The 22,987-nt window shown below is 40.4% G+C and carries 18 protein-coding genes and 2 tRNA genes; 16 read left to right on the top strand and 4 right to left on the bottom strand.

Features of this window, described 5'->3' with window-relative positions:
- The first annotated feature begins 94 nt into the window (after positions 1–94).
- From E4N74_RS07705 to E4N74_RS07630, 16 genes are all read left to right on the top strand, one after another.
- On the top strand, positions 95–2,251 hold the full coding sequence (locus tag E4N74_RS07705) for a peptidase domain-containing ABC transporter (RefSeq protein ID WP_255817162.1): 2,157 nt from the start codon (positions 95–97) through the stop codon (positions 2,249–2,251).
- Positions 2,248–3,387 (top strand): HlyD family secretion protein, encoded by a 1,140-nt coding sequence (locus E4N74_RS07700; protein WP_044977409.1) that lies wholly within the window; start codon positions 2,248–2,250, stop codon positions 3,385–3,387. The genes E4N74_RS07705 and E4N74_RS07700 overlap by 4 nt, the downstream gene beginning before the upstream one ends.
- Complete coding sequence (locus E4N74_RS07695) at positions 3,384–4,793, top strand: TolC family protein (protein ID WP_044977407.1); 1,410 nt, start codon at positions 3,384–3,386, stop codon at positions 4,791–4,793. Before E4N74_RS07700 ends, E4N74_RS07695 begins: the two co-directional genes overlap by 4 nt.
- Before the next feature lie 154 nt (positions 4,794–4,947).
- Positions 4,948–5,020, top strand: a tRNA-Thr gene (locus tag E4N74_RS07690).
- Positions 5,021–5,061: 41 nt separating this feature from the next.
- Positions 5,062–5,232, top strand: a complete 171-nt coding sequence (gene rpmG, locus E4N74_RS07685; protein WP_044977405.1) for a 50S ribosomal protein L33 — start codon at positions 5,062–5,064, stop codon at positions 5,230–5,232.
- Between the two features lie 46 nt (positions 5,233–5,278).
- A tRNA-Trp gene (locus E4N74_RS07680) sits at positions 5,279–5,351 on the top strand.
- A gap of 25 nt (positions 5,352–5,376) precedes the next feature.
- Positions 5,377–5,556, top strand: a complete 180-nt coding sequence (gene secE, locus E4N74_RS07675) for a preprotein translocase subunit SecE (RefSeq protein WP_044979646.1) — start codon at positions 5,377–5,379, stop codon at positions 5,554–5,556.
- 3 nt (positions 5,557–5,559) lie between these two features.
- Positions 5,560–6,117, top strand: a complete 558-nt coding sequence (nusG, locus tag E4N74_RS07670) for a transcription termination/antitermination protein NusG (protein WP_044977403.1) — start codon at positions 5,560–5,562, stop codon at positions 6,115–6,117.
- Positions 6,118–6,207: 90 nt separating this feature from the next.
- Positions 6,208–6,639, top strand: coding sequence for a 50S ribosomal protein L11 (gene rplK, locus E4N74_RS07665; protein ID WP_044977401.1), 432 nt, complete (start codon positions 6,208–6,210; stop codon positions 6,637–6,639).
- Between the two features lies 1 nt (position 6,640).
- Positions 6,641–7,321: a 50S ribosomal protein L1 gene (rplA, locus tag E4N74_RS07660; RefSeq protein WP_044977400.1), complete on the top strand. Its 681-nt coding sequence runs from the start codon at positions 6,641–6,643 to the stop codon at positions 7,319–7,321.
- A 1-nt stretch (position 7,322) separates the two neighbouring features.
- The gene (gene rplJ, locus E4N74_RS07655) at positions 7,323–7,901 is read left to right on the top strand and encodes a 50S ribosomal protein L10 (RefSeq protein WP_044977398.1); all 579 of its coding nucleotides are present in this window, start codon (positions 7,323–7,325) and stop codon (positions 7,899–7,901) included.
- Positions 7,902–8,023: 122 nt separating this feature from the next.
- On the top strand, positions 8,024–8,413 hold the full coding sequence (gene rplL / locus E4N74_RS07650) for a 50S ribosomal protein L7/L12 (RefSeq protein ID WP_255817161.1): 390 nt from the start codon (positions 8,024–8,026) through the stop codon (positions 8,411–8,413).
- Positions 8,414–8,560: 147 nt separating this feature from the next.
- Positions 8,561–12,064, top strand: a complete 3,504-nt coding sequence (gene rpoB, locus E4N74_RS07645) for a DNA-directed RNA polymerase subunit beta (RefSeq protein WP_044977396.1) — start codon at positions 8,561–8,563, stop codon at positions 12,062–12,064.
- Positions 12,065–12,085: 21 nt separating this feature from the next.
- A complete protein-coding gene (gene rpoC / locus E4N74_RS07640) occupies positions 12,086–16,360 on the top strand; it encodes a DNA-directed RNA polymerase subunit beta' (protein ID WP_255817160.1) in 4,275 nt (1,424 codons plus the stop codon).
- Positions 16,361–16,675: 315 nt separating this feature from the next.
- Positions 16,676–17,734 (top strand): phospho-N-acetylmuramoyl-pentapeptide-transferase, encoded by a 1,059-nt coding sequence (locus E4N74_RS07635; protein WP_044977392.1) that lies wholly within the window; start codon positions 16,676–16,678, stop codon positions 17,732–17,734.
- Between the two features lie 19 nt (positions 17,735–17,753).
- Positions 17,754–18,542: a tRNA threonylcarbamoyladenosine dehydratase gene (locus tag E4N74_RS07630; RefSeq protein WP_255817159.1), complete on the top strand. Its 789-nt coding sequence runs from the start codon at positions 17,754–17,756 to the stop codon at positions 18,540–18,542.
- Here the strand turns inward: E4N74_RS07630 and E4N74_RS07625 are convergent.
- The 4 genes from E4N74_RS07625 to E4N74_RS07610 all read right to left on the bottom strand — a co-directional run bounded on the left by E4N74_RS07625 (position 18,508) and on the right by E4N74_RS07610 (position 22,977).
- Positions 18,508–20,325, bottom strand: a complete 1,818-nt coding sequence (locus E4N74_RS07625) for a DNA topoisomerase IV subunit B (protein WP_255817158.1) — start codon at positions 20,323–20,325, stop codon at positions 18,508–18,510. The two genes, E4N74_RS07630 and E4N74_RS07625, sit on opposite strands and share 35 nt — an antisense overlap.
- On the bottom strand, positions 20,325–21,545 hold the full coding sequence (locus E4N74_RS07620) for a hypothetical protein (protein ID WP_255817157.1): 1,221 nt from the start codon (positions 21,543–21,545) through the stop codon (positions 20,325–20,327). Before E4N74_RS07620 ends, E4N74_RS07625 begins: the two co-directional genes overlap by 1 nt.
- Before the next feature lie 116 nt (positions 21,546–21,661).
- Positions 21,662–22,423, bottom strand: a complete 762-nt coding sequence (locus E4N74_RS07615) for a class I SAM-dependent methyltransferase (RefSeq protein ID WP_044977386.1) — start codon at positions 22,421–22,423, stop codon at positions 21,662–21,664.
- Positions 22,423–22,977: a DJ-1 family glyoxalase III gene (locus E4N74_RS07610; RefSeq protein ID WP_044977384.1), complete on the bottom strand. Its 555-nt coding sequence runs from the start codon at positions 22,975–22,977 to the stop codon at positions 22,423–22,425. Before E4N74_RS07610 ends, E4N74_RS07615 begins: the two co-directional genes overlap by 1 nt.
- Positions 22,978–22,987 lie beyond the last annotated feature (10 nt).

Raw genomic sequence — 22,987 nt, 5'->3', positions numbered from 1 at the left:
ATTTTTTTTCAAGCTCTAATTTTTTTTGTATTTATTTTTTAAAATTTTGCTATTTGTTGCAAAAAAAAACTATAAAAAATATAGAGAGGTATATATGAAAAATATTATTTTACAAACAAATCAAGATGATTGCGGAGCTGTATGTATTGCCAATATATGCAGACATTATGGTAAGCCAATAGCAGTAGAAAATATACGGGAAATCTTACGGCACAACAAAAACCGTTTGTCGGGATGGGGCATAATTCATGCCGCCGAAACCCTAGGTTTTTCGTGCCGCGGAGCTGTTTCCGAGTCAAAAGAACTTCCTAAAAACATTCCTCTGCCCTGTATTGCCCACATAGTAAAAGAAAATGAGAATTTTTATTGCACTGTTTATCGATGGGATTCAAAGTATGTTCATTTAATTGATCCTTCGGGCGGCTCTAAAAAAATAGACATAGAAACTTTTAAAAATATGTGGACGGGCGTATTTTTTATAGTTTTACCCGGCCATAATTTTTCCGGAAAAGATTCATCAAAGGGCTTGTTTAGGTTTTTGAGTATTTTAAAATCTCATAAAAAAATATGTGTTGAAATTTTTGCGGCAAGCGTTATATTGTCTTTTCTTGGTATCATAAGCGCCTTTTATTTTAGGTTTTTAATTGATGAGGTTCTAAGCTCAAGTCTAAACGACTCTCTCACAAGTTTTTCGATAGGTTTTTTAGGAGTGGTTATGTTTAGGACTCTTTTAGCTCTTGCCCGGAATCAACTCTTGATGCATATGAGTTTTAAAATAGATATGGTCTTGGTGCACCGATATTTTGAACATGTGCTTCATCTGCCGATGCGTTTTTTTACTCAAAAAAAGACAGGTGAAATTATTGCCAGGATGAACGATACGGGAACCATAAGGCAGGTAATTTCTGCTACGGCATTAACCGTAGTCTTAGATTCTCTTATGCTGATTTTCGGATCCGTATTTTTAATTTCATTGGGCTCCAATCTACTGGTTGCAGCTATTATTCCCGTTATAATCAGCTCGATTCTTGTATGGTTTTATGCAAAACCTTATCAAACAAAAATTAGAAAAAGAGCTGCTGCCGAGGCAGAAAAACATTCCTGCATTGTAGAAAGTTTAAACGGAATCGCAACAATCAAGGCTTTAGGGGCCGAAGACAAGGCTGTAGACCGTGCCGAATTTAAAATTGCAAATGCTATTCGAAAAGGAATTAATTTAGGCTCGTTTTCGAATTATCAAAACAGTATTCAAAATTTTATCGGAGGATGCGGAACTTTGGCTATTTATTGGATGGGAAGTTTGAATATATTAAACGGCTCAATGTCCTTAGGTCAGTTGATTTCTTTTGTTATTCTTTCCGGATACTTTTTAGATCCTCTTGCAAGATTATTGACTCTCCAGCCTCAGCTGCAAGAAGCCTATGTTGCAGCTGAGAGGCTTGCAGAAATTTTTGATGAAGCAACGGAAGAGGATTTGGATAACGGAAAAATTGAAACGGAAGGTTTTTCAGGAAAAATAGATATAAAAAATCTTTCTTTTAACTATGATCCGCATTTAACAAATTTGAGCAATATAAATATGAGTATCAATCCCGGGGAAAGAGTTGCCTTTGTAGGTGCCTCCGGATCGGGAAAAACGACCCTTGCGAAACTGTTAATGAAATTTTATTCTCCTCAAGAAGGTGATATTTTTATCGATAACATAAATTTAAAAGATTTAAAGACGGATTCTTATCGAAAACACATAGGTTATGTTCCGCAGGAAATACTTTTGTTTTCAGGTTCGATAGCTGAAAATATAAATTGGAGTTCAGGAAACTGCGATTATAGGCGGATGATTGCTGCGGCAGATATTTCAGGTGCTTCTTCATATATCGAAGCTCTTCCGGATAGATACAATACCTTTGTAGGAGAACATGGTACAACTCTTTCGGGCGGCGAGAGGCAGCGTATAGCCATTGCGCGTATTCTCTTACATAACCCTTCAATTCTAATTTTAGATGAAGCGACATCAGCTCTGGACGGAATTTCTGAAAATGAAATTCTAGGTACTTTAAAAGAAATTACTTCAGGGCGTACATCTATAATTATCGCACATAGGCTAAGTTCCATTAAAGACTGTGACAAGATATTTGTATTTGACAAAGGAAAAATACTTGAATCGGGGACTCATGCCGATTTGCTGGAAAAGGATGGCCTTTATTCAAAATTGTGGGAAACACAAAATGGAGCGGAGGAAATTGTAGCATGAAAAAGATATTGTATATTGAAGATTTAAGCTATACCGGAGAGGTATTACAAGAGCAAAAGACCGGTTTTTTCAGCTCTGTAATTTCTATTATTTGCCTGCTTGCGGTTTTTGGTATTTTTTGGCTTATTTTCGGAAAAAAAGAAGAAGTCATAAGGACATCAGGGATGGTGCGTCCTGTAGAAAACATTTCTTTTGTAAAAAGTTTTGCAGCAGGAACCGTAAAAAACATTTATTTTACTTCGGGACAATATGTAGAAAAAGGAGATATTCTTTTAAGCATAGACGATAAGGTCTCTGAAAAAGAAAGGCGGAATCTTGAAGATTTAATATCTAAAATTGAAAAGAAAATTAAAGATGCACGGATGTGTATTGAAAGTGCGGAAAAAGATTTAATGCTTGTACAGCCTGAAAGAGCAATAGCTTATAAACGTATGGAAAATTATTTTTCAATCAAAAATAATTTGGAAAAAACTTTAGAGACAAATTCCCAGCTGCTTGAAGAAGAAAAAGCTCTTCCCAACTTTAGCTTGGCAAGTAAAAAACTTGAAATCCTTAGTTTAAACGTTGAAAAGAACAAAAGTGATTTGGAACAATATAAAACCTCTTTTTTTCATTCTCTTCTCACCGAAAAAGAAACCTTGGAACTTCAAAAAGAAAATCTGAAAATCTCGCTTTTTAAGGTCATGGAAAATTTAAAACTTTTTAACATATACGCTACTATTTCAGGCGAAATTCAAGAAATTTCATCTTTAAATTGCGGAGACAATATTTTTAGCGGTCAAGAAATACTAAAAATTGTTCCTGCCTCTAATGATAACCTTAGAGTTGTTCTGAGGCTTCCTTCTTCACAAGCCGGTTTGATAAGGGAAGACATGAAAGTCCGTCTAAAATTTCCTGCCTTTCCTTACAGCGAATTCGGCAGTCTGGAGGGGCAGATTGAAACCATTCTTCCCGATGTTCTTTTAGGATCAAAAAATTTCGAGTATGCCGTATTTGTAAAATTAAATGGAAATAGCTTGTCTGATAAAAAAGGTATGCCCCATTTTTTAAAAACAGGCTTAGACACTGAAGCCTTTATAATAACCGAAACAGGTTCCATTCTTTCCTTTATATTAAAAAGACTGGAGGTACAATGAAAAAGTTTTTATTAGATATATTTTTTGTTTTTATTTTATTTTCGGCTTATGCTGAAGCGGATAGTGAAGTTGGAATAAAAGAATTTTTTGATAAGGTAAACCCATTAATCGAAAAAAATCCTCAATACAAAAAAATAGAATTAAACTTTAATCTGAATAAAAGGCTCAATTTTTCGGAATTTGCAAATTGGTTCCCTGCTCCGTATACTGAGTTAAATACTTCGGTTTCCGGTGTAAAGTTTGATAAACCTTATAAGTCTTTAGATCTTGTTTCGTCTTTTGGAATTAACCAACGACTTCCGCTCGGTATGAACCTTAATGTCATAGGAAAACAATCTTGCATGGTTTTTCTTGATAGTACACCGGAGTATTCGTATAAGTATAACTCTATAGCAGGTTTAAATATGCCTTTATGGTTTATGGCTCCTTCTGTTCTGCCTGATTTTGTAAAACAAGAATTCGGACTTTATCAAAAAAAGAAAAAACTTTACACGCTTGAAAGAGATTTGGATAAAAAAAAGCTGATATTAAAAACTCTTTCAGCCATCGGCTTAGAAAAAATTTTAAAGAAAAAGGTTGAGCTATTAAAACATGTTCAAAATTGGAATATTGAAGAAACCGAAAAAAATGAAGTTTTGGTTTCGCAAGGAAAGCTTTCTATTTTGGACTTTTCCGAAGCGGATAAAAAAATGAGGCAAACGGAAATTTTACTTTTTCAAACGCAACAAAATTACAATGCTCTTATTGATGAGATAGAAGCTATGGGCTTGCGTTTTTATGACTTAACTGAAGACATCGACAATTGGCTGTCTTTTTTTGAAAATTTTACCTTTTTTCTTCAAAAAGAAGCCTCTGCCGGGGACGAGGTTAGTCTTTTAAAACATCAAACTTTATGGATGGAATCGGTTAGCAATTTTCAAAGCCGAATTCCCAACTTGTTTATTTCTTTTAGTGCAGATGTACTTCCTTCAAAAGATCATTATCCGTCTTTTTCGACAGCCTTTATGGGCTATTGGAAGGATAATCCCTCAATTAAATGGTCAGTCTCTATGAATTTAAAGATAAACTTATCTCCTCTGCATGATGATTTTAGACTGAATAAAAATTTTAAAATTTTAAAAGAAATTAACTCTTTAGATGAAAATTCTTTAAAGCGTAAAATTGAAGAAGAAAAAAAAGCGGGATTAAAAGATATTAAGGAAGCTCTTTTTATGATAGAAACGGCAAAATCAGCCCTTGAAATTCAAAAAAAATACTTTACTCTTGCTGAGGAGCTTTATAAACAGGGTAAAACCGATTTTCATGAATTAGATGCTGCAAAAAATCTTTTAAAGGAAACGGAAATAAATTATTATTCGGAAAGACTATCGTATGTTTTAAAGGTTTTGCAGGTTTATAATTTTTAGAGGTTTTATACTTTTTTAGATTTATTTTTTAAAATCAGGCATTTTTTATTGAAATGCCTGATTTTAGTTTAATTTAGCTTAAAATTCCATATCAATGTATTGACAAAAAAGGCCTGATTTGATAGAATGCACGAACCTATTTTGTGGGCATTTTGCTCCTGTAGCTCAGTCGGCAGAGCACAACCATGGTAAGGTTGGGGTCAGCAGTTCAATTCTGCTCGGGAGCTTTTCGGAAACGATGACCTAGAATTTTGCGGAGGGTAAAGTAATGGCTAAAAAAACGGCTGTAGAGCTCATAGCTCTTCAATGCAGCGAATGTAAAAGAAAGAATTATACTACATCTAAGAACAGAAAAAACATTCAAGGTAAGCTTGAGCTGATGAAGTATTGTTCTTTTGATCGAAAGCATACATTGCATAAGGAAACAAAGATAAAATAACCGAATAGACCCGTGTCTGTTTAGGATGCAGGGTCTAGGTTCAATTAGGTCAGTAGCTCCAATGGTAGAGCGTCGGTCTCCAAAACCGAATGTTGAGGGTTCGAGTCCTTCCTGGCCTGTATTTTAAAAAAAAACGAGGTTTTTATGGCTAAAATTGGAACTTTTTGGAAAGAATGTATAGGGGAGCTTAGAAAAGTTGTCTGGCCTACGGCTTCTGAAGTAGGGTCTTCGGTAAAGGTGGTTTTGATTTCTACCTTAATCGTAGCTGTTTTTCTCGGCGGGCTTGATGCTCTCTTTGTAGCTTGCATAGGTTGGATTTTTTAAGTAATGGCTAAGGCTTGGTATATTCTTCATACCTATTCCGGCTATGAGAATAAAATTGAAAAAACGATACGTACTCTTATAGAAAAAGGCATTATTTCTGCAGATTTTGTTACGGACATAAAAATACCTGAAGAACTTGTAATAGAAAATAAGAGCGGAAAAAAGCGCAATGTTAAGCGTAAATTTCTCCCCGGCTATATGCTTGTTGAGATGAATCTTCCCGATCTTGGCTGGAAAAACATTTGTTCCGAAATCCGCAAAATTCAGGGTGTAACCGGATTTTTGGGTACGGCAGGTAATGAAAAACCTCAGCCTATTTCTTCCGAAGAAGCAAAGGAAATTTTACAAAAAACCGGTGAAATTAAGGGTGATAAAAATATCAGGGTTATTCAGAATTTCAGTGAAGGACAGCATGTCAAAATCATTGAAGGCGCTTTTGCTTCATTTACAGGCGTTATTGATGAGGTTATGGCAGATAAAAATAAGTTAAGAGTTATGGTTGCAATTTTCGGCCGTACTACACCGGTTGAAGTTGAAATGTCTCAAGCTGAAATCATTTAAGTTTTAAATAAGGTGCGGTATCCTTTACCTGCACTTTAATTGTATATTACGGGAGGAGAGATATCTCCGTTTGTACCGGAAGGAGAGAAGATGGCAAAGAAAAAGGTTGTGACACAGATTAAACTTCAGTGTCCCGCAGGAAAAGCAACTCCTGCGCCGCCTGTAGGCCCGGCTTTAGGTCCGCACGGTGTAAGTGCGCCTCAGTTTGTACAGCAGTTCAATGACCGTACAAAGTCCATGGAGCCCGGTTTGGTTATCCCCGTTGTTATTACGGTATATGCCGATAAGAGTTTTTCTTTTATCCTCAAAACACCGCCCGCATCGGTTTTAATCAAAAAAGCCTGTAAGATTGAAAAAGGTTCTGCTGCATCGGTTACTGCAAAAGTTGGAAAACTTTCGAAGGCCGCATTGGAAGAAATCGCAAAAACAAAGATGCCCGATATCAATGCAAACGACATTGAAGCTGCAAAAAAAATCATTGCAGGAACTGCACGAAGTATGGGTGTAGAGGTGGAGCGTTAGTATGAGACACGGAAAAAATTACAAAAATGCAATTACAAAGTATGATTCTGCGGCTTCCTATGAGCTTCCCAAGGCTGTTGATATTGTCAAAGAGCTTAAATACGCCAAATTCGATGAAACAGTCGAAGTTCATGTAAGTTTGACCCTTGGTAAGGGACAGAGTGTTAGAGATACCCTTGTTCTACCCCATCAGTTTAGGGGTGAAAAGAAAGTTTTGGTTTTTTGTACCGATGACAGAGTAAAAGAAGCTCTTGATGCAGGAGCTGCCTATGCAGGTTCTACGGAATACATTGAAAAGGTAAAGGGAGGCTGGCTTGATTTTGACATTGCCGTTGCTACCCCTGACATGATGAAGGATGTAGGACGTTTGGGTATGGTTCTCGGCCGTAGAGGTTTAATGCCTAACCCCAAAACAGGAACGGTTACCACGGATATTGCAAGCGCTATAAATGAGCTTAAGAAAGGCCGTGTGGAATTCCGTGCCGACAAGGGCGGGGTTGTGCACCTCCCTGTAGGAAAAGTCTCTATGGATTCTTCCAAAATTGTAGAAAACGTACAGGCTCTTATAAACGAAACGATGAGAAAAAAGCCTGCCGATGCAAAAGGCGACTATATCAGATCCGTATCGATAAGTTCGACAATGGGCCCCGGCGTTTGGGTTGATTATAAGGTAGGAGAGTAAAATGGCATTAAGAACAAAAAATCCGAATAGCCAAAAAATCGAAGCGATTGAAAACATCAAAAAAGATGTAAAAGCCTCCTCCGCTTTTATTTTTACCGAGTACAGAGGCTTAAAGGTTGAGCAGATTACCGAGCTCCGCAAAAAGCTTAGGGAAAATGCTTGCACATACAAGGTTGTACGTAATAATTTTGCACGCATTGCTTTTGAAGATGCCGATATTAAGGATGTAGATTCTTGGTTAACAGGGCCTACAGCCTTGGCAATGATTTCAGAAGATGCAAACCTTGCTGCAAAAACCTTGTTTGAATATGCAAAAGATACTCCGGCTCTTGTAATTAAGGGTGCGGTAGTTGACGGTGAAATTTATGATGCCAAACAAATTGAGGCGTTTTCAAAACTTCCCGGCAAAAAAGACCTTATTGCAATGTTTATGTCTACAGTCAATGCTACAACTTCCAAGTTTGTACGTACCTTACAGGCGATTGTGGATAAGGGCGGCCTCGATGGCGGTCCTCAGGGTGATGCTCAAGCCGGTGCTCCCGCAGAAGCAAAAGCTGAAGCTTCTGCTTCAGAGGCTTAAAACTAAGGAATCTTTTAGGAGTTTTCCGAAAAGATTTTTAAGCAGTCAGGCTTCAAAGGCTTGCCCCCTGTCTGCTTAAGGTGCTTAAAAGCACAAAATTTTAAATTTAAGGAGAAGATAATATGGCAGCATTAACAAATGAACAAATTATTGAAGCAATCGGCGAAAAAACGATTCTCGAACTTTCCGAGCTTATCAAAGCTATGGAAGAAAAATTCGGCGTAACAGCCGCTGCTCCCGTTGCAGTAGTTGCAGGCGGAGCTGCAGGCGGCGGAGCCGCTGAAGAAGAGAAGACGGAATTTACCGTTACTCTTAAAGGCCTCGCTGATCCCGGTAAAAAAATCGGTGTTATCAAGGAAGTTCGAAACGTTATTCCCGGCCTCGGCTTGAAGGAAGCTAAAGAGCTTGTTGAAGGAGCTCCGAAAGTTCTTAAAGAAGATGTTTCTAAAGAAGAAGCAGCCAAGATTAAGGAAGCTATTACAGCCGTCGGCGGTGAAGTTGAAATTGCTTAATAAGCAAAATACCGGTTTTAAGCCGGACATTGTTATGCTTCTTTTTAAAAGAAGCATAACATCATAAACAATAAATTTTCTCTAAGACTTCCTGTATGAATTTTCAGGAAGTCTTTTTGTGATTAAATATAAAATTGGGGGTAAGGAATGTTTGCAAGAGGCCAAAAGATAGATCGAAGATATTATGGTAAGGATGTTCCGAATTTTATGGAACTTCCTAACCTTATAGATATTCAGATTCAATCTTACAATAAATTTTTAAACAAAGAAAAAAAGACGGATGAGGCCGATATTGAGGGTTTAGAATCGGTTTTTAATACAACTTTTCCTATAGAAAGTATAAATGAAGACATGGCTTTGCAATATCTTTCCTATTCTCTCGATTATGACAGTATTAAATTTTCAGAAATTGAATGTAAACAAAAGGGTTTAACATATTCTGTTCCCTTAAAAGCCGAAATAGATTTATTTTTTAAAGAAACTAAAGAAATACGCCGCAAAAACATATATATGGGCGATATTCCGTTAATGACGGAAAGAGGAACCTTTATTATCAACGGAGCGGAACGGGTTGTAGTTTCTCAGATTCACCGTTCGCCGGGTGTAATCTTTTCGCATGAAAAAGGCGTTTACTCAAGCCGCATTATTCCCTACCGCGGAACATGGCTTGAATTTGAAATAGATCAGAAAAAAGAGCTTATTTATGCAAAGCTAGACAGTAAAAAGCGAATTTTAGGTACGATATTTTTACGCGCTCTCGGATATGATACAAGAGAAAAAATTATCGACCTTTTCTATAAGACTAAGACGGCAAAAATATCTGCCGACAGGTCGGAATATGAAGAACTGATCGGTCAAGTTTTAGCCCGTGATGTTTTTGTGAAAGGTGAGGATGGCGAAAAACGGAAAATGCATCAAGCCGGTGAAAAGATCCATCCCCATAACATAGACGATTTAATTCAAAGCGGAGTTAAAAAGATAACGATAATCGACTTTAAGGCAAAGGATTCTTTGGATTCTCAGATCATCATCAACTGCTTTGAAAGAGAGGAAATTAAGTATACTCCCGACCCTGCCGTAAACGATGAGCCGACAGTTGAAGATGCCTTAAACGCAGTCTACAGCGTTATACGTCCGGGAGATCCTATTACATACGAAAATGCAAAAGAAGACCTGCACAATATGTTCTTTACGGCCCGCCGATACGATATAGGTAAGGTCGGCCGATATAAATTAAACAAAAAATTCGACTATCCCGATGATGTGCAAGGCACAACCTTAATTGAAGAAGACATCTTTAAAACGATGAAGCTTTTGATCAAGGTCTACATAGGAGAAGAAAGTGTTGACGATATTGACCATCTGGGTAACAGGAGAATTAGGTCAGTCGGCGAAATTATGACCGATGTTCTAAAAAAAGCCTTCTCCAGAATGGAACGTATTGCCCGCGACAGGATGAGCTCCAAGGAGATGGATACCATCAAACCTCAGGACTTAATTTCCATTAAGCCCATTGTTGCAGCTATCAAAGAATTTTTCGGGGCAAGCCAATTGTCCCAGTTCATGGATCAGGTAAACCCCTTGGCCGAGCTTACTCATAAGCGCCGTCTTAACGCTTTAGGCCCCGGCGGTCTTTCACGAGACAGGGCGGGCTTTGAGGTCCGTGAAGTTCACTATACCCACTACGGAAGAATGTGCCCGATCGAGACCCCTGAAGGCCCGAATATAGGACTCATAGTTTCTATGGCAAACTATGCCCGTGTAAACGAATACGGTTTTTTGGAAGCCCCCTATGTAAAGGTTGTAAACGGGGTTGCTACACGAGAAATCGAATACTTGTCTGCAATGGATGAAGACAAGTACTTTATAGGTCAGGTTTCTTCCGCTATAGGAAAGGATGGAAAAATCAATACGGATCAGGTTTCATGCCGAAGACTTGGAGACTATACTTCAAGAAGCCCGAAAGATATTCAGTACATGGATGTTTCTCCGAAACAGATTATATCCGTTTCGGCTTCTCTAATTCCTTTCCTTGAGCATGACGATGCTAACCGTGCCCTCATGGGTTCTAACATGCAGCGCCAGGCCGTTCCTCTTGTTTTCCCTGAGCCGCCCCGTGTCGGAACCGGTATGGAAAAAAAGTGCGCCTATGATTCGGGCGTTTTGATTAAGGCAAAGAGGGCGGGGAAGGTTGAGTTCGTTTCTTCCGATCAGATTATTATCTCCCCCGAAAAGGGAAAAAATAAAGAAGATAAGGACGAATACACTCTCTTAAAATATCAAAGGACTAACCAAGAAACATGCTATCATCAGCGCCCCATCGTAAATGTGGGAGATGCCGTAAAAGAAGGACAGCCCATAGCTGACGGGCCTGCAACCTATAACGGAGAGTTGGCCCTAGGCCGAAACATCCTTGTAGGCTTTGTTCCTTGGAACGGTTATAACTATGAGGATGCTATTTTAATTTCACGCAGAGTTGTAAAAGAAGATATGTTCACTTCTATTCATATAAAAGAGCTTTCAACCGATGTTCGGGAAACAAAGCTGGGTGCCGAAAAGATGACCTGTGATATTCCGAATAAGTCCGAAAAGAGCTTGGATGACCTAGACAGTGAAGGTATTATACGGATCGGCTCTAAGGTAAAGCCCGGAGACATCCTTGTAGGAAAGGTTACCCCCAAGAGCGAAAGCGATACAACCCCTGAGTTTAAGCTCCTTAATTCTATCTTCGGTGAAAAGGCTAAGGAAGTGCGTGATACCTCCCTGCGTGTTCCCCACGGAACTGAGGGCACGGTTATCGATGTTCAGCGCTTAAAGAGGGATCAGGGAGATGACTTGAGTCCCGGTGTAGATGAGGTTGTAAAAGTTCTAATCGCCACAAAGAGGAAGCTCCGAGAGGGAGATAAGATGGCAGGCCGCCACGGAAACAAGGGGCTTGTAGCCAGAATTCTCCCCGAAGAAGATATGCCCTACATGGAAGACGGAACACCGCTCGATATTTGTCTAAACCCGCTCGGCGTTCCATCCCGAATGAATGTCGGACAGATTTTGGAATCGGAGCTAGGCCTTGCAGGATTAAAATTGAATGAGTGGTACGAATCTCCCGTTTTTGAGTCTCCCAGCATGGAGCAGATTGAAGCAAAGCTCAAGGCCGCAGGTTATCCTACAAACTCTAAGGTAAAGCTCAGAGACGGTTTAACCGGCCGCCTCTTTGAAAACGATGTCTTTGTCGGTGTTATCTACTTTTTAAAGCTGGCTCACTTGGTAGACGACAAGATGCATGCACGGTCAACAGGCCCCTATTCTCTTGTTACTCAGCAGCCCTTGGGCGGTAAGGCCCAGTTCGGCGGCCAGCGCTTGGGAGAAATGGAAGTTTGGGCACTTGAAGCCTATGGTGCTGCCAACACATTACAGGAGCTTATCACAATCAAGTCCGACGATATGCACGGACGGTCTAAAATATATGAATCCATCGTTAAGGGCGAGCCTTCAAGCTCTGCCGGTATCCCCGAATCCTTTAACGTATTGGTTCAGGAATTAAGAGGCTTAGCTCTCGACTTTACAATCTATGACGCAAAGGGTCAGCAAATTCCTTTAACCGAAAGGGATGAAGAGCTAATTAAACGCGAAAAAACGAGTACTAACTTTTAACGGAAAGGAGAGGGAAAGATTATGAGAGATATACAAGATTTTGACAGCTTGATGATAAAACTTGCTTCACCCGATACTATAAGGGCTTGGTCCTACGGGGAAGTAAAAAAGCCTGAAACAATCAATTACCGAACCTTGCGCCCTGAGAGGGACGGCTTGTTTTGCGAAAGAATATTCGGAACTACAAAGGAATGGGAATGTTTTTGCGGAAAATTTAAATCAATCCGTTATAAGGGCGTTATCTGCGACCGCTGCGGTGTTGAGGTTACTCATTTTAAAGTCCGTCGTGAACGTATGGGGCACATAGAACTTGCAGCTCCCGTTTCTCATATTTGGTATTACCGCTCGGTACCGAGCCGAATGGGACTTTTGCTTAACTTGCAGGTTGCAGCCCTAAGATCTGTTTTGTACTACGAAAAATACATTGTTATAGATGCAAACGATACAGACTTAGAACCCATGCAGCTTTTAACTGAGGATGAGTACAGGGATGCTCACGAGCGCTATGGAGCCGCCTTTACTGCCGGCATGGGAGCAGGGGCTATTAAAACCCTTCTTCAAAACATAAATTTAGATGAACTTGCAGCCCAGCTCCGTGCTAAAATGATTGAAAAAGGTGCAAAAAGCGATCAACGCCTTTTACGCAGAATCGAAATAGTCGAAAATTTTAGAGCATCGGGCAACAAACCCGAATGGATGATTCTTGATGTTATTCCGGTTATTCCTCCGGATTTACGCCCCATGGTTCAGCTTGACGGAGGCCGCTTTGCAACCTCCGACCTTAATGATTTATACAGAAGAGTTATCCACCGAAACAGCCGTTTGAGTAAACTCATGGAATTAAAGGCTCCCGATATTATTATCAGGAACGAAAAGAGAATGCTCCAAGAAGCGGTTGATGCTTTATTTGATAACTCAAAGCGTAAAAAGGCTATTAAGGGAGCTTCAAATAGACCCTTAAAATCGATTTCAGACCTTTTAAAGGGAAAACAGGGAAGGTTCCGCCAAAACCTTTTAGGTAAACGTGTTGATTATTCAGGCCGATCAGTTATCGTTGTAGGCCCCGAGCTCAAACTTTGGCAGTGCGGTTTGCCCACAAAGATGGCCTTGGAGCTATTCAAACCCTTTATAATGAAAAAACTTGTTCAAAAGGAAGTCGTTTCCAATATTAAAAAGGCTAAACTTCTTGTTGAGCAGGAAGCTGCCGAAGTTTTCGCTGTCCTTGATGAGGTTGTAAGCGAACATCCGGTTCTTTTAAACCGTGCTCCGACTCTCCACCGCTTGGGTATTCAGGCCTTTGAGCCTGTTTTGGTAGAAGGAAAAGCTATCCGTCTTCACCCTCTAGTATGTAAGGCTTTTAACGCCGACTTTGACGGCGACCAAATGGCTATCCACGTTCCGCTGACTCAGGCTGCCCAAATGGAGTGCTGGACACTGATGCTTTCAGCCCGAAACCTGCTTGACCCTGCAAACGGAAAAACAATAGTCTTCCCGACGCAGGACATGGTTTTAGGCCTTTACTATCTTACAAAAGAAAGAGCTTTGCCTGAGGGTAAAAAAGAGCGCCGCTATTCTTCCGTTGCAGAAGTTTTGATGGCCGCAGAATGTCATGCCGTCGGCTGGCAGGAACCTGTTTTAATAGATTATGAAACGGAGCCCGGTAAGATTGAAACCGTAAGGACAACGCCGGGAAGAATCCTATTTAACGAAGAAATGCCCGAAGGTGTTCCATTTACAAATGATGCATTAAACGATAAAAAAATACGAAAACTAATAGAAGGTGTTTTTAAAGCTAAGGGCCCGTGGCTGGCTGTTCAGCTTTTGGACAAGCTAAAGGCTGTCGGTTATAAGTATGCTACATATTTCGGGGCAACTTTGAGTATGGAAGATATGATTATTCCTCCTGAAAAGGCAGGAATGCTCGAAAAGGCCAACAAAGAGGTTTTGGAAATATATAACCAGTATAAGGGCGGTCATATAACCCAAGAAGAACGCTATAACCGCGTTGTTGACGTTTGGCAAAAGACTAACTCCAATCTTAAAGAAATTCTTATGAACCGTCTGCAAGAAGACAAGGGCGGATTTAACACTATTCATATGATGGAAACTTCTGGAGCGAGAGGTTCTAAGGATCAGATAAATCAGCTTGCAGGAATGCGCGGTCTTATGTCCAAACCTACAGGAGACATCATAGAACTCCCGATTAGATCGAACTTTAAAGAAGGCTTAAACGTTATGGAATTCTTTATTTCGACTAACGGTGCCCGAAAAGGTTTGACCGACACGGCTCTTAAAACATCGGATGCCGGTTACCTGACCCGCCGTCTCGTCGATATTGCCCAAAACGTAGTTGTAAACGAAGAAGACTGCGGTACCATTAACGGTATAGAATATGCCGCAATTAAACGAGGAGACGAAATCCGTGAATCCTTGAGCGAGCGTATTGCCGGAAAATACACTCTGGAAAGGGTTATTCACCCCATTACGGGAGAGCTTCTCATAGATGTAAACGAATATATTACCGATGAAACAGCTAAGAAGATAGAAGAAGCCGGTGTTGAAACCGTTAAGCTCCGCACCGTTTTAACCTGCGAATCAAAGCACGGTGTTTGTGTTAAGTGTTACGGACGGGATCTTGCCCGAAACAGAATTGTCCGAATAGGGGAGGCTGTAGGTATTATCGCAGCCCAGTCCATCGGCCAGCCCGGTACACAGCTTACGATGCGTACCTTCCATGAAGGCGGTACGGCTTCTAAAAACGTTGAAGAGAACAGGATCGTATTTAACGATTATTCTATCATCGTTAGAGGCATAAAGGGCTCTTATGTAATACTCAAAAACGGACACTTCCTGTTTACAAGAAAGGGAGAATTTACCTTCAGCAGGGTATTAAACGAATATGCTCTTAAAAAAGGTGAAACACCTCTTGTAAGTACGGGAACGAGGGTAGTAAAGGGCAATCCTCTTTATACCTTAAAAAACGGAAAAGAAGTGCTTTCAGAAAATATAGCCATTGCCGAAGTCAGGGATAATATTATCTATTTGACCGGTCAGGATCAGACAATAGAGATAAGAAACGGTTCCGAGGTTATAGTAAAAGAAAATGAGGTTATAAAGGCCGGAGAAACAATCGGTACCTTCGACCCCTTTGCAGATCCTATTTTGGCGGAATATGACGGTTTTGTTCGATTTGAGGATATTTTGCCCGGAACGACCCTAAAAGAAGAAGCTGACGAGGAAACTGGTGTTGTCGAAAAACGAATAAGCGATGCTCACTTTGATAAGATGCAGCCCCGTATCTTTATTTCGGATGAATCGGGTAACCCCGTAGGTGAAGACTCTTACTTCCTCCCCGGAGGTGCTCAGCTTTTGGTTGAAGAAGGTCAAGAAATTAAGGCAGGTGCAATCCTTGCAAAGATAGCAAAAGAGTCGGTAAAGACAAAGGATATTACCGGAGGTCTTCCTCGAGTTTCGGAACTTCTTGAAGCGCGAAAGCCTAAGTCCCCTGCCGTTCTTGCAGCTATTGCAGGTGTTGTTACCATTAAGAAAGGCTTACTCAAGGGTAAGAGAACTATTATGGTTCGGGACGAATACGGCCATGACGTAAAACACTTGGTTCCTATCGGAAAGAGAATGCTTGTCCGTGACGGAGATACGGTAAAAGCCGGTGAGCCCTTGTGTGACGGCAGCTTTGATCCGCACGATATTTTAAATATCCTTGGTGAGAACGCTCTTCAAAACTACTTGATGAAGGAAATCAAAGAAGTCTATGATGCTCAGGGTGTTACCATAAATGATAAACATGTGGGTATAATCGTACGCCAGATGCTCCGAAAGGTAAAGATTGTTTCGGTTGGAGATACCAAGTTTATCTTTGACCAGCAGATAGATAAATACCGCTTCCACGAAGAAAATAAGAGGGTTAAGGAAGAAGGCGGTCAGCCTGCCGTTGCCCGTCCTATGTTCCAAGGAATTACAAAAGCTGCCTTAAATATCGACTCCTTTATTTCGGCGGCCTCTTTCCAAGAGACTACAAAGGTTCTTACAAATGCCGCTATTGCAGGTTCATCGGACGAGCTTCGCGGTCTAAAGGAAAACGTAATTATAGGCCATCTAATTCCTGCCGGAACCGGTATGAAGCAGTACCGCGACATAAAACTTTTTGATAAAAACAAGAGCGACTTGGATGTTCAGATGAACGAAATCCTTGAACGCCGAAGGCTTGAAGCCGAGGCTGCTCAAGCTCTTGAAGAAAAAGAACTTATTGAAGAAGAAAGCTTCTTGGACGATATCTAAAATCTAGGGAAAGGGAGGAACCCCCGTTCAGAGCAGGGGTTACCTCCCTTTCCCTATGACCCCGTCCCTCTTGACCTCGAAGCTACGCTGGTTGTACCCGCGCTGCCAAAGGGCTTGCCGCCCTTTGGACCCCCTGCTTTTTACAAAAATTTTGGTTTACTCTTTGGTTGAGTTGGGGAGTAGTATGGGCTTTGTTTCTGTACTATAAAAATATCGTAAGTAAGTTTGAGGTAAACTTCGAAAAACTGAGGATTTTCGAGGTTTACATAAATAATACAATAGACAGACTACATAAAAATTTGCTATAATAAAAAAATGTTATACCATATTGCAGAACTGCTTGGTCCATATTTCGGGCCGATGAGACTTTTACAATCCTATGCCGTTTTAATTTCTTTAGGCCTATTTTTGGGCTTTTTAATCACTGTTTTACTCTTGCCTAAATTTTATTCTAAATTGCCTAAAGACAGGGGGCGGGAATTTACTGTAAACCCCGAAGCTGCCGTGGGAAAACCTACGGGAGGCGGAGCGGTATTTATTTCCATCTTTGTGCTATGTGTCTTTTTATTGATTACACCGACCCTTACGCAAAGCCTTGTTTTGGTTATAACATTTGCCGTTATGCTGACTGGCTTTTTAGATGACAGATCCGAAAAATCTTGGGGTGAATATTTAAAGGGCGGCTTGGATTTTATTTTATCGGCCGTAACAGCTCTTGTTATTTTTTATATCTATTTTGAAGGAAAGGTTTCTTTTTGGCTTCCCTTTACATCGAGCCTTATTGAAGTTCATCCTATTGTGTTCTTTGCCGTTTCTATAATTATTTTATGGATTTCGATTAATACAACAAACTGTACGGATGGAGTTGACGGCCTTTCGGGAACCCTTATCCTCTTAGCCCTTGTTTCCCTCGGCATAGTTTTTTACTTTGTTTTGGGACATGTAAAAGTTGCGGCCTATCTTTTGGTTCCCAATATTAATACGGGTGCAAAATGGGCAGTTATGATTTTTACCCTTTGCGGAGTTCTTACAGGTTATCTTTGGCATAATGCCTATCCGAGTAAGGTACTTATGGGAGACGCAGGTTCGCGTGCTTTGGGCTTTTTTATCGGCGTTCTCGTAATTATTTCGCGGAATCCCTTTATACTTTTGATGACGAGCGGTGTTATCCTCATAAACGGAGGAACAGGTATTTTAAAAGTAGTTATGTTACGCTTTTTTAAAATCCGTATTTTTAAAAACATCAGATTTCCTCTTCATGACCACATGAAAAAAAACTTGCAATGGTCGCCGACTCAGGTTTTAATCCGCTTTGTGATTGTCCAAATTCTTATTACGATTGTTATCTTAGGAATTCTATTTAAAATTCGATAGGCTTATAATTTTTAAGGCTATGAGTTTTTTATCGAGGTTTGAGCCTCTTTTAGGTTCTGACAATTTAAAAAAGATTGCAGATGCACGGATTGCGGTTTTCGGTCTGGGAGGCGTAGGAAGTTATACTGCCGAGGCTCTTGCCCGAAGCGGGGTTGCCCAAAACGGGGCGGTCCGGAATGGGACGGTCCAAAGCCGTGCCGCCCGAAACGGGACTTCCCGGAACGAGGCGGCCCGAAGACGGGCAGGGCGGCTTATTTTGATTGACGGAGACAGGATAGAAGAAAGCAATATCAACCGTCAGCTTTATGCCCTTTATTCTACCATCGGAAAATTTAAGACCGAAGTTGCAAAGGAACGTATTGCCGATATAAGTCCGGAATGTCAAATTGAAGCTATAAATTCCTTTGTCCTGCCGGATAGTTTTTATAAAATCTTAGGTGAAGATTTTTTTAAAAGGATAGATTTTATAATTGATGCTGTCGATACAATAGCCCTAAAACTTTTTCTTGCAGCTGAGGCCGAAAAAAATAAGGTACCTCTTATTTCGGCGATGGGCTGCGGAAACCGCTTAGATGCCGACTTTGAATTTGCAGATATTTACAAAACGAGCGTCTGTCCTCTTTGTAAGGTAATGCGTGCCGAGTTAAAAAAAAGAAATGTTAAGCATTTGAAAGTGCTTTATTCCAAAACCGAATGTACAGTAAAACAAAACCCTCCGGCCTCGGCTGCATGGGTGCCCTCAATCGCCGGTCTTTTAATAGCCGGAGAGGTGATTAAGCATCTATCTCGGCCAGAAGATTTTTCATAATAAATTTGCGGCGTTCGGGGGTATTCTTGCCCATATAAAATTCCAAAATTGAAGGCACCTTTTTTAGGGTTTGAACCGTTACAGGGAGGAGTTTTATATCCTGCCCAATAAATTGCCCGAATTCTTTGGGGCTTATTTCTCCCAAACCCTTAAAGCGGGTAATTTCGGAAGAAGTTCCAAGTCGGCTTACGGCCTCATCTCTTTCCTTTTCGGAATAACAATAGCTTGTCTCTTTTTTGGTGCGTACTCTGAATAGGGGAGTTTCCAAGATATGAACCCTGCCTGAGGTAACCAGTTCTTCAAAATAGCTTAAAAAGAAGGTTAAAAGCAGGTTACGTATATGAAAGCCGTCATTATCCGCATCCGTTGCTATTACAATCTTTGAGTACCGCAGGCCTTCAATATCGTTTTCGATGCCTAGTGCCATCATCATATTATAAAGCTCTGCATTTTTGTATATCTGAGCCCGTTTTTTACCGTACATGTTTTCAGGCTTTCCGCGAAGAGAAAAAATTGCCTGCGTTAAAACATCCCTGCTTGAAACCATTGCTCCCGTAGCCGAGTCTCCTTCGGTGATAAAGATCATGGTGTCTTCACCGAATTTTCCGTCTCCTAAATGGAATTTGCAGTCCTTTAATTTCGGAATCTTTATGGCAATTTTTTTTGCTGCTGCCTTTGCTTCTTTTTTTACCGTGTTGAGCTCGGTGCGGAGTTTTTCATTGGCAATTATCTTGCTTTCAAGTTGTGCCGCAGAGTCCGCATTTTTTTGCAGCCATTCTACAACTGCCGACTTTGTATCGTTGACTATCCAAGAGCGTACTTCGGTATTGCCGAGCTTGTTCTTTGTCTGGCTCTCGAATACAGGAGCTTGGATCTTTACAGAAACGGCAGCACAGGTTCCTTCACGGACGTCTTCGCTTTTATAGTTTTTTCTAAAATATTCGTTGATGCCCTTTAACAAGCCTTCTTTAAAGGCCGAAAGGTGGGTACCGCCGTCTGAGGTGTATTGCCCGTTTACAAATGAATAATAGGTTTCGCCGTAATTGTTTGTGTGCGAAAAAGCAAACTCAAGCTGTTTTTCTTTGAACCGGCAGACTTCATAAATTGTGGAAGTTCCTACATTGGATTCAAGCAAGTCCAAAAGGCCGTTTTCGGATTTAAAAAGTTTTCCGTTAAAACTCAAGGTAAGGCCGGAGTTTAAATAAGCATAGTTCCAAATCCGTTTTTCGATAAAATCCAAATTGAATTTATAATCCCCAAAAATTTTTGTATCGGGAATGAATTCCACTAGGGTGCCGTTTTTGATACCGGGCTTTGTGTTTCCGTTTTTTTCGCTTACGAGCTTTCCTCTTTCAAAGATTGCTTCGGCATATTTACCGTCCCGCACGGCTACAACCCTAAAATATTCGGAAAGGGCATTGACAGCCTTTGTTCCGACCCCGTTTAGACCGACCGAAAACTGAAAGACATCATCGTTATATTTTGCACCCGTGTTTATAACCGAAACACATTCTACCAATTTTCCTAAAGGGATTCCCCGCCCGAAGTCTCTGACCGTTATCTTGTTTCCTTCTTGTTGAATATCTATGCGGGAACCGTTCCCCATTATAAATTCGTCTATAGAGTTGTCGATTACCTCTTTTACTAGGATGTAAATTCCGTCATCGGGATTTGAACCGTCGCCTAAGCGGCCTATGTACATGCCCGTCCTTAAACGGATGTGTTCAAGGGAGCTCAAAGTCTTTATTTTGGACTCATCATAAACAGCCTTTTTTGCAGCCATTATTCTTCCTCCGAGCCTGAATCGGTTGTTTGATCCGAAAATTTATTTTTTAAGGTCAGAGCATAGTCTTGCAAATCTGTTATTTTGTTTTCGGCTGTTTTAATTGCAGCTTCGGATTCCCTTATTTTCTTTTCGGCTTCCTTAATTGCATTTTCGGAATTGTTTATTGTACGGTTTAAGTTTTGAATTCTATTTTCTTCGGCCTTTATTTTTTGCATAACTTCACAGAATTCTATATTGTATTTTATTTTTGTTATTTCTTTTCGGTAATCTCCGGTTTTTTTCAGGTAATCCGCATATTTTCCAAGAGCCTCATCCGATACTTCTCCTCCCAGAGCCGATTCTCCTTCAGCTGAATAAAACTTATCTGCATATTTTATTCCGGCGGAGTAAAGGATTGAATCTATGTGTTCATCTATTTCTTTTATTCTGTTTGAAAAATTGTCGATACGTTTTTTTGAATTTTTGTCGGCTCCGGAATCGGCTAGTTTTTTGGTAACAAAACCGGCTTCTTCTTCTATCATTTTAAGGCGGTCTTCCGAGTCCGTCAAATCCATACCCAATTTTAAAATTTCCTTGTAAGTTTTTTTAAGCTCGGGTGAAAGTTTATCTTCATCATAAAGAGCTTTTACTTCTTGAGAAGTTTTAAGGTCTATAGCCGATTTTGTTAAGATGTTTTTGATCTTTTTTTCGGAATTTTTTACCTTTAATTCATGGGATGTAATTTTTCCCGAAAGGCCGAGTTTGACAAAAAAGTTAGCTTCTTTTTTTTCAGCATTTAGGGCTTCTATTTTTTCTTGAGTTTCGTGTATTTTTGCTTCTTCCGTGTGTATTTCGTCAGATAGAGGCGTAAAAAGGGCAGCACATTGGGGTAAAAAGTCCTTGTAGAGTTTGAGTAAAAAATCCCCTTTTATTTTTTCAATCTCTTTTTTTGTATCTGAAAGCCTATCCTTTATTTGTTTTTTAAAACCGTCCAATTCGGAAAGACGGGTATTGTTATTTTTTATGTCCAGGATGCTTTCGGTACAAAACTTTCTTTCATCGTGCAGTCTTTGCCATTGAACCAGATTATCCTGTGAAACGGTATTGTTTTGCTTTACAGGATCGGCTGCATCTTTAAGAAGTTTATTTCCAAGCTGTTTATAAGCTTCCGCAAGTTTTGACTCAAAGTCTTTTAATTCTTTTAAAAGAATCGGTATTGTTTTACTGCTATTATTCATTCTTATATTTTACCCTTTTATTTGTTTCTTGACAATAGCACTATAAACTGTCATAAACTGACACAGGGATAAAGAGATTTAAATTAAAAAACTATTTCTATGAAAAAGAAATTAAGCTACTTTCTCGCTATGAGCACCATCGTTCTTGCCTTTTCATTATAGGGCGAAAAATCGAAGTCTCCGTATATTTCTACCGAAGAAAAGCCTGCTGCAAGCATCAGTCTTTTTAACTCGACGGCAGAATAAAGGCGCTGGACATAGGTGTGGTCTGCCTTTCTGCCCTGCTCATCATAAAGAATCCAGCGGGAGCGCAAACCTTCCCAAGCTCCTTCGACGGAATATTCGGTTAAGACGGTAAAACCACCCCGTTCAAACCATTCACCTTCGGTAAAATCCCGCACGGCAATTTCACGTCCCGTCATTTCGAGAATGAACCAGCCGTTCGGTTTTATGGATTGGGCTATGTTTTTTAGGATTTGCATATCTTCTTCGATTGTGCTGCAATACCCGAAACTCGTATACATACTTATAGCCGCATCAAAGGCTTCAGGCCGGACGAATTTGCGCAAGTCTCCCTGAATCAGCTCTATTTCTACATTTTCATCTTGAGCAGAATCCATAGCTGCATTTAAGAAGGGGCGGATTAAATCGATGCCTGTAACACGGGCCTTGCGTATTGCAAGCTCAATGGCAATCCTTCCGGGGCCGCAGCCTGCATCCAAGATTGAAATTCCGGCATTATCTACAGGAACGCCGATTATCCTTAAAACGGATTCCGCAACGGCAGGAGCTTCAGCCCACCTTTGCGTGTCAAACATAATCGGAGCATATTCAGCCCAAAACGTTTCGTTTTCAAACCAATCTGAAAGTTTTTCCATTATCGCGCTACCACCTCGGCTTTAAGTTTATTTAATGCGGTTTTTCCGCAAATAGCTTCTACAATTGCAAAGGCAAATTCTTCTGCAGCTCCTGCTGCACAGGCCGTTATTATATTTCCGTCTCTTATAACCCTTTCGCCGGCCTTTGGTTTTGTACTCAAATCCTGCCCCATACCGGGATAGCAGGTATAGTTCTTTCCTTCCAACAAACCCCAAGAACCTAGAGCAAGGGCAGGAGCCGCACAGATTGCAGCGACGATTCCTCCGCTTGCAAGAGTCTTTTTTGCAAAATCTTTAACGGCTTCCGTTCCGGCAAGAGTACTGCTGTTAGGAAGGCCGCCTGGAAGGATTACGGCAATCAAATCGCCATCCATCTGCAAGGCTTCTTCCAACACAATATCGCAGGTTATAGGAACCTTATGAGATGAAATTACGATTTTGCCTTCAACACCAACCGTAATCAAATTTATTCCGGCTCTTCTTAAATAATCTATAGGTGTAAGGGCTTCAACATCTTCAAATCCGTTTGCTAAAAATAAAAAAGCTTTTTTCATTTATTCCTCC

The organism is Treponema putidum (assembly GCF_024401155.1).
Taxonomy (GTDB): Bacteria; Spirochaetota; Spirochaetia; order Treponematales; family Treponemataceae; genus Treponema_B; species Treponema_B putidum.
This window is presented reverse-complemented; position numbering and strand designations above follow the sequence as displayed.

Bases quoted from the DNA above. Each gene is read 5' to 3' on its own strand.
- E4N74_RS07705 (WP_255817162.1), top strand. From the start codon at position 95: ATGAAAAATATTATTTTACAAACAAATCAAGATGATTGCGGAGCTGTA.
- E4N74_RS07700 (WP_044977409.1), top strand. From the start codon at position 2,248: ATGAAAAAGATATTGTATATTGAAGATTTAAGCTATACCGGAGAGGTA.
- E4N74_RS07695 (WP_044977407.1), top strand. From the start codon at position 3,384: ATGAAAAAGTTTTTATTAGATATATTTTTTGTTTTTATTTTATTTTCG.
- rpmG (WP_044977405.1), top strand. From the start codon at position 5,062: ATGGCTAAAAAAACGGCTGTAGAGCTCATAGCTCTTCAATGCAGCGAA.
- secE (WP_044979646.1), top strand. From the start codon at position 5,377: ATGGCTAAAATTGGAACTTTTTGGAAAGAATGTATAGGGGAGCTTAGA.
- nusG (WP_044977403.1), top strand. From the start codon at position 5,560: ATGGCTAAGGCTTGGTATATTCTTCATACCTATTCCGGCTATGAGAAT.
- rplK (WP_044977401.1), top strand. From the start codon at position 6,208: ATGGCAAAGAAAAAGGTTGTGACACAGATTAAACTTCAGTGTCCCGCA.
- rplA (WP_044977400.1), top strand. From the start codon at position 6,641: ATGAGACACGGAAAAAATTACAAAAATGCAATTACAAAGTATGATTCT.
- rplJ (WP_044977398.1), top strand. From the start codon at position 7,323: ATGGCATTAAGAACAAAAAATCCGAATAGCCAAAAAATCGAAGCGATT.
- rplL (WP_255817161.1), top strand. From the start codon at position 8,024: ATGGCAGCATTAACAAATGAACAAATTATTGAAGCAATCGGCGAAAAA.
- rpoB (WP_044977396.1), top strand. From the start codon at position 8,561: ATGTTTGCAAGAGGCCAAAAGATAGATCGAAGATATTATGGTAAGGAT.
- rpoC (WP_255817160.1), top strand. From the start codon at position 12,086: ATGAGAGATATACAAGATTTTGACAGCTTGATGATAAAACTTGCTTCA.
- E4N74_RS07635 (WP_044977392.1), top strand. From the start codon at position 16,676: ATGTTATACCATATTGCAGAACTGCTTGGTCCATATTTCGGGCCGATG.
- E4N74_RS07630 (WP_255817159.1), top strand. From the start codon at position 17,754: ATGAGTTTTTTATCGAGGTTTGAGCCTCTTTTAGGTTCTGACAATTTA.
- E4N74_RS07625 (WP_255817158.1), bottom strand. From the start codon at position 20,325: ATGGCTGCAAAAAAGGCTGTTTATGATGAGTCCAAAATAAAGACTTTG.
- E4N74_RS07620 (WP_255817157.1), bottom strand. From the start codon at position 21,545: ATGAATAATAGCAGTAAAACAATACCGATTCTTTTAAAAGAATTAAAA.
- E4N74_RS07615 (WP_044977386.1), bottom strand. From the start codon at position 22,423: ATGGAAAAACTTTCAGATTGGTTTGAAAACGAAACGTTTTGGGCTGAA.
- E4N74_RS07610 (WP_044977384.1), bottom strand. From the start codon at position 22,977: ATGAAAAAAGCTTTTTTATTTTTAGCAAACGGATTTGAAGATGTTGAA.